The organism is Paraglaciecola polaris LMG 21857 (assembly GCF_000315055.1).
Taxonomy (GTDB): domain Bacteria; phylum Pseudomonadota; class Gammaproteobacteria; order Enterobacterales; family Alteromonadaceae; genus Paraglaciecola; species Paraglaciecola polaris.
Genome location: NZ_BAER01000098.1, coordinates 1 through 5134, shown reverse-complemented (window position 1 = coordinate 5134; position 5134 = coordinate 1). Strand labels below are relative to the sequence as shown.

The 5134-nt window shown below is 41.5% G+C and carries 2 protein-coding genes; both read left to right on the top strand.

The window, feature by feature from the left end:
* Positions 1-38 precede the first annotated feature (38 nt).
* On the top strand, positions 39-1592 hold the full coding sequence (locus tag GPLA_RS16265) for a methyl-accepting chemotaxis protein (RefSeq protein WP_007106048.1): 1554 nt from the start codon (positions 39-41) through the stop codon (positions 1590-1592).
* Positions 1593-1681: 89 nt separating this feature from the next.
* Positions 1682-4975 carry an EAL domain-containing protein gene (locus tag GPLA_RS16260; protein ID WP_007106047.1) on the top strand — a complete coding sequence of 1098 codons (3294 nt, stop codon included), beginning with the start codon at positions 1682-1684 and terminating at the stop codon, positions 4973-4975.
* The last annotated feature ends 159 nt before the right edge of the window (positions 4976-5134 follow it).

Here is a 5134-nt window from a genome sequence, read left to right as displayed (position 1 = left end):
AATTATATTATTTATATAGATGATAAATAATACACTACATGCGCAAAAACTTGCCGGTTACTGACAGAGAGAAAACTTTCGGAAGTACAACTAAACTTATATCAGTGACTGATACTGAAGGGACTATTCTTGAGTGTAATGATGCCTTTGTTGAAGTGAGTGGCTTTCAAAAGCACGAGCTGATTGGCCAGCCTCATAATATGGTCAGGCACCCTGATATGCCGCCAGAGGCGTACAAAAAAATGTGGCACTATTTGAAAGCGGGAAAGCCTTGGATGGGTCTTGTGAAAAACCGCTGTAAGAATGGCGATTACTACTGGGTTGATGCGTATGTGACGCCTGTAACACAGAGCGGCAGAATAATAGGCTATGAATCAGTTCGCTCCTGCCCCTCAAGTCAGGACGTGGAGCGGGCGACTAAACTTTATCGTGATATCAATGCAGGAAAAAGTAGTCGGTTTTCTTTACCCGTATCGCTTGAAAATGCCTTCTTAATATTATCGATAACTCTATGTGTTGGGTTATTGGGTTTTGGTTTCAAAGAACTTTCTGAGGGTGTACTACTAGCCTCAGTGATCATTTTTGCTATTTGGGTATCATTAAGCAGAAAGAAAATCCTCAATGCACTGAACGACATGCTCAACCATGCATTTTCAGATGAACTGGCGGTAAAAAGTTATACCGATGAAACTGATGATTTAGGCAAGCTTAAAGTTGCTATTTTAAGTCAGCTAGCGCATTTAGGAACAGTGATTACCCGCATCGAAAGTGCAGCTCTTGTTGTTGCCAAGGAGTCGGAGAAAGGCGCAGAATTAACAGATAAAACCAGAAAAGACATTGAAAGTCAGCAAGCAGAAACCATTCAGGTGGCTACTGCTATGAATGAAATGTCGACTACTATTGCCGAAGTATCTAAGCATGTCAGTGATACCGCTACGCAGGCAGACACTGCTAACAACCTTGCAGTAAAAGGCACTAATGTGGCGAATATTACCCGCGACTCTATTCAAAAGCTAAAACATACAGTAGAGCAAATTGGTAGTTCTGTGCGCGGTGTGTCAGAACAAACTTCACATATCGCCAGTGCCGCGCAAATAATTGAACAGATTGCAGATCAAACTAACTTACTTGCCTTAAATGCTGCTATTGAGGCTGCTCGTGCAGGTGAGCAAGGGCGAGGCTTTGCAGTGGTTGCAGATGAGGTAAGAAATCTTGCCCTGCGAACTCAAGAATCCACTAAAGAAATCTATGGTATCGTCACCGAATTAACGCAACGTGCAGGTGATGCTGTGAACGTCGCTGATGCTGGCGCGACTGATGCAGAAGATGGTCTTTCTCATGTCATTGAGAGTGGTAAAATGTTAAGTGGCATTTCCGAGTCTGTTGGTCAAATTGCATATATGTCTATTCAAATGGCTGCCGCAGTTGAAGAGCAAGCTCATGTTGCTGAGGATATAAACCGGCAGATAGTGAACATTTCAACGCTTGCCGATATGAGCTCTGAAAGCTCGATGAAATTATCAGAAACCATTATTTATCTTAATAAAATAGCTGATGAACTACATGAGCTGGTTGTTCGGTTTAAACGATAAATTCATAAATACGGTCATAGTGTTTAAGAATATCTTTCTAAAACACTATTGGTAATTTACGACTGAGTAAAACACTACTGGAGAGACTTTTGAGTGCACCTGATTATCCTGCTGATGAAGCCGTTCGTTTACTCGCGTTAAAACGCACAGCATTACTGGACTCGCCTGCTGAAGAGCGCTTTGATCGTATCACTCGACTGGCGGCTTTCATTTTTAATGTCCAAACGTGCTTAATTTCGCTAGTCGATGTTGACAGGCAGTGGTTTAAATCTAAGGTAGGGCTCGATGCTTGTCAGACTGACCGTGATATTTCTTTTTGCGGACATGCAATACTACACCCGGATATTTTTATCGTTACTGACGCAACAAAAGATGACCGTTTCTCTGCTAACCCGCTTGTGACAGAGAAGCCGCATATACGTTTTTATGCAGGAGCGCCAGTTTGCGACCCAAGTGGGCAACCTATTGGCACACTCTGTCTTATTGATCCACAGCCTCGTGACTTGACGATAATCGAAAAACGAGTATTACGTGAGTTAGCTGACATGGTTGAGTATGAAATTGCAAGACTAGATCAGGAAACGCTCCAACAAAAACTGTCAGCTGGCATGACAAGAACGGCATCAATAATGGCAACGTTGCCAGATATGGTTTTTGTCATTGACCGAAACTTTCGTTTTTCAATGTGTAACGAACATCCTGATCTACCCAAGCCTCAACATGAAATCTTAGGGCAGAAAATCCTTGATGTATTATCTAATGAATTAGGTCATCAACTGATGGATAATGTTAAACAGGCTTTTGAGAACGGCAATGTCATTCATCACAACTACACCTTTAAAAAATTGAATAAATCCTTTGAGGCGCGATATAAGAAAATTGATGAAAATGAAGTTCTGATTATTATTCGCAATACTACTGAGCAAACCGCTGCCCATTCTGCCATCAGACGTCTTTCGGAAGTTGCCAGGCAAACAACGAATGGCGTAGTGATAACGGATATACGTGGTTTTGTTGTCTGGATAAATGAGGCGTTTAATAACATCACTGGTTATAGCATCGAAGATATGCTGGGTAAAAAGCCAGGTGAACTATTGCAGGGAGCCGACACTGACCCCGAAATTGTTGACGAAATGAGAGAGGCCCTGTCTTTACAGCAGAGTTTCAATGTTGACGTACTCAATTACTCAAAAGAGCAGAAACCATATTGGGCGAGAATAGCTTGTAATCCGCTGCTCAATGAAGAAGGCGAGCTTAGTGGCTATATTGCAATCCAGACCGATATCACGAGAGAGAAGCGGGATGAAGAGCTCATTCACAATAGTGAGAACTTACTTAAGGCGGTGATTGATGCCAATACTATTGGCACATGGCGTCTTAATTTACAAAATGGCGAGTTAGTTACTAATGACAAATGGGCGTCATTGTTGGGCTACGAATTTTCTGAACTACTGCCAACTACCAGAGAAACCTGGGAACGACTGACCCATTCTGATGATTTAGCCTATTGTGCTGTACAAATCGAAAAACATGCAGCCGGTCTTATTCCGATATACGAAGCCAATATTCGAATGAAACATAAAAATGGCGAATGGGTATGGATAAACACCAGGGGGCGAGTGTCCGCAAGGACAAATGATGGTAACGCTGAGTGGATGCTGGGTACGCACTTCGATATTAATGACCAAATACAGGCCGAAAGCTCACTCAACGAAAAATCAAAACAGATGGAAGCTGTTGTCGAGAGCTTACTTGATGGCATTATTACCATTGATAGCAAGGGTAAGGTACTTACATTTAATCAAGCTGCAAATGAAATTTTTGGTTATTCTGATGAAGAAATTATAGGCAGAAATATCAGTATGCTTATGGGCTCACCGCATCGTGAACATCACGATATCTACTTATCAAATTATATTAACCGTGGTATCAGCGACATTACCGATCGTATTCGTGAACTTGATGCATTGCACAAAAATGGTACAACATTTCCTATTGAGCTGGGTGTTGTTGAAGTAAAAATGGCTGGTGAAACTAATTTCATTGGAATCGTGCGGGACATCACTCAGCGTAAAAAGCGTGAGCAAGAAATACATCAGTTAGCATTTTATGACCCACTCACATTACTACCAAATCGACGGTTGTTATTAGACCGATTACAGGGGGCAATGACACATTGTTCACGCGCCAACAATTTTGCGGCTTTAATGTTTCTTGATTTAGATAACTTCAAAAATCTTAACGACAGTGCTGGTCACAATAAAGGCGATTTATTGTTATGCCGAGTCGCTGAACGATTGGTTAGTTCAGTTAGGCAGGGTGATACGGTGTCACGGTTAGGGGGGGATGAGTTTGTTGTCGTAGTATCAGACTTAAGTAATGATAAAGAAACGGCTGCTAATCAGGCTGAATCACTTGCGCAAAAAATCATGGCTCACTTAGCGCAGGAATATGACTTAGAGGGTTTAACTTGCAATAGCTCCGCAAGCATCGGGGTAACACTGTTTAATAGCACAAGCGTCCCAACAGAGGACCTATTAAAACAAGCCGACATGGCAATGTATAAGGCTAAAGAGGCTGGTCGCAATACCGTGCAATTTTTTGATCCCAAGATGCAGGTTGCAGTTAGCTCAAAAGCGACCTTGATCCACGACTTGTATAACGCAATACAGCAAAGACAATTTACTCTTTTCTATCAAAAGCAGATTGACCAGCATGGGCGGGTTGTTGGTGTCGAAGCGCTGTTACGCTGGTTTCATCCAGAAAAAGGGATGATTTCACCGGCACAATTTATCCCTCTAACAGAAGAAACAGGCCTTATTGTGCCTATTGGGGATTGGATATTACAACAGGCGTGTGAGACTTTAGTCAATTGGGCTAAACAACCTGTTACGAAAAATCTGAGCGTTGCGGTTAATATTAGCGTGGTTCAATTTAGCAAAGATAACTTTGTTCAGAAAGTGATCAACTCATTGAGAAGTTCAGGCGCTAATCCTCAACTGCTAAAGTTAGAAATAACAGAGTCACTCTTGGCTAATAATATTCCAGATGTTAAAGCTAAGATGCGAGAATTGCAGCAATGCGGTGTTACGTTTTCTATTGATGATTTTGGTACTGGTTATTCATCTTTATCATATTTGAAACAGTTACCTATAAACCAGTTAAAAATAGATCAGAGTTTTGTTCGGGACATCATTAACAGTAGTAATGACAAGGCGATTGCTCAGGCTATTATAACTTTAGCTAGTTCAATGGATCTGCAAGTAATCGCTGAAGGCGTCGAGACAGAGGATCAGCGAGCATTGTTAAAGAGCATGGGCTGCAATACTTATCAGGGATACCTTTTTGGAAAGCCATGCAGACTTGAAGAGCTAAAATTATAAGTGTGTTACATCAATGCAATTGTGTGACGATGATTAGCGTTTTACGCCCCGCTTTTATGAATAATATAAGAAAGTAATTATTAACGTCTGCTTTCAGAGTACTGCTGATTTTTGGTAGATATGAGCCGAAAGCCCGCTTTTCTTAAGATTATCAGTTAG

Bases quoted from the DNA above. Each gene is read 5' to 3' on its own strand.
- GPLA_RS16265 (WP_007106048.1), top strand. From the start codon at position 39: ATGCGCAAAAACTTGCCGGTTACTGACAGAGAGAAAACTTTCGGAAGT.